1 pseudogene is annotated in these 1,856 nt (G+C 51.0%); it reads left to right on the plus strand.

Going from position 1 to position 1,856, the window contains the following annotated elements:
• Positions 1–118 precede the first annotated feature (118 nt).
• Positions 119–1,496: pseudogene (locus AC286M_RS06630) on the plus strand (IS4 family transposase).
• The last annotated feature ends 360 nt before the right edge of the window (positions 1,497–1,856 follow it).

The following is a 1,856-nucleotide window of genomic DNA, read 5'->3' on the forward strand; positions in this document are numbered from 1 at the left end:
CGTTTAGATATGAATAGATAAGGAAGTTAATAAACTGTTATTTATCCAGGGTTTCAGGATTGAGGAACCACGCTAAGCTCATGGCTGCAAAAGATCAGTAATGTCAGGAGTGGATTGTATGAGCTGGGCGGAAGACGAGTTGAAGACCACTAATTTGGGGGATCGCCGCCGTGAACACCGACTGTTGACGATCGTGGAGTGACCTGATCGCCCAACCCAATGCAAGCGTGCTGCAAGCGAGCCGCGATGATGCTGCCGTTCAAGGACTGTATAAGTTCTGGTCAAATCGGCGAATTCCCGCCGCCGCCATCCTGTCCGGCCACATTGATCAAACGGTCAAACGCTGCTTAGCCCATTCGACCGTGCTGACGATCCAAGACACCACTGAACTGGACTTCAGCACTCACCGCAGCACCCGAGGCTTAGGCCCAATTAGTGATGCCTCAGCCACAGGACTCAAAGTACACCTAACCTTATGTAGTAGCGATGCTGGTGTGCCCTTGGGCATCTTGCAAGAAACCGTGTGGGCGAGAGAGAAGACCCGCCGAGGTGCTGGCTATCGCGATCGTCAAGCAGCGATCGAGGAGAAAGAAAGCTACCGCTGGCTAGAGCATCAGGCCGCCAGCCAACAACTTATCCCCGAATCCGTCGAGGTCATTACGGTCACAGATCGAGAAGGGGATATCTATGACCTGTTTGCGCAGCCACGACGACCCCGCTCCGAGTTTTTGATCCGCGCCGCCCAGAATCGCAATACCAAAAGTGATGCCTATGCCGAAGAAGTCCAACCGTTGTTTGAAGCCATCCGTCAACACCCTTGCCAAGGACAGAAAACCTTAGAACTTCAGCGGACGCCGAAACGCCAGCCACGTCAGGCGGCTCTCAGTGTGCGCTACGCCACCCTATGGCTGCAACCACCCCAGAATCATGCGCAGGCGGATACCTTCAAAGCGATCGCCGTTCAAGTGGTGTTGGCGGAAGAGGAAAACCCACCTGCCGGAGAGAAAGCGATTAGCTGGTTATTACTGACGACATTGCCGGTGAATAACTTCGAAGACGCTTGTCGGTGCCTAATTCGTTACAGTTTTCGCTGGTTAATTGAAAGATATAACTTCACTTTAAAATCCGGCTGTCGGCTGGAAGCCTTGCAGCTAGAGAGAGCTGACCGTTTGGAGCGAGCCCTGGCGACCTATACGATTGTGGCGTGGCGGCTGTTGTGGTTGACCTATGAAGCGCGAGTGCATCCCGAGGCCTCCGTTGAAACAGTTCTAGAAGAACATGAGTGGCAAGCGCTGTACTGCACGATTCATCAAACCACAGAACTGCCGTCCGAACCGCCCAGTATGGGTCAGTGCGTACGCTGGATTGCCAAGTTAGGTGGGTTTCTTGGTCGTAAAGGCGATGGCGAACCGGGCGTGAAAACGCTGTGGCGGGGTCTGCAACGACTGCATGATATTGCGGTGACTTGGCAACTTTTGCAAGCTACAGGTGGGTAAATAGAGGCCACCTGAACCGTTAGCCGGCCTCAAATGTTGCGAAATATGCGATCAAAGGACAAAGAGGAGAAGCCGTTTCTATGCGATCCTGAAACTCAACAAAACTAAGCAATCTAAGGTATCTCTAACCTGAAGTCGTCATGGGTACGGCTCGGGGAAATGCTGCTGCTGATCGTGCAATGACTAATTTTGTTCTGGTTTCCTTATCTGATTGTGGTTATTCTGATTCCTATTCTTTTCTTTCTTTCTTTCTTTCTTTCTTTCTTTCTTTTTATCTTGTTTATGTATATCTTTATTTGTGCCGACTTGAATATGGATGCAAGTCGGATGCCATATTCTCTGCCACTCGACAACTACTAC

The sequence above is a fragment of the Thainema salinarum CENA647 genome (genome assembly GCF_057732415.1).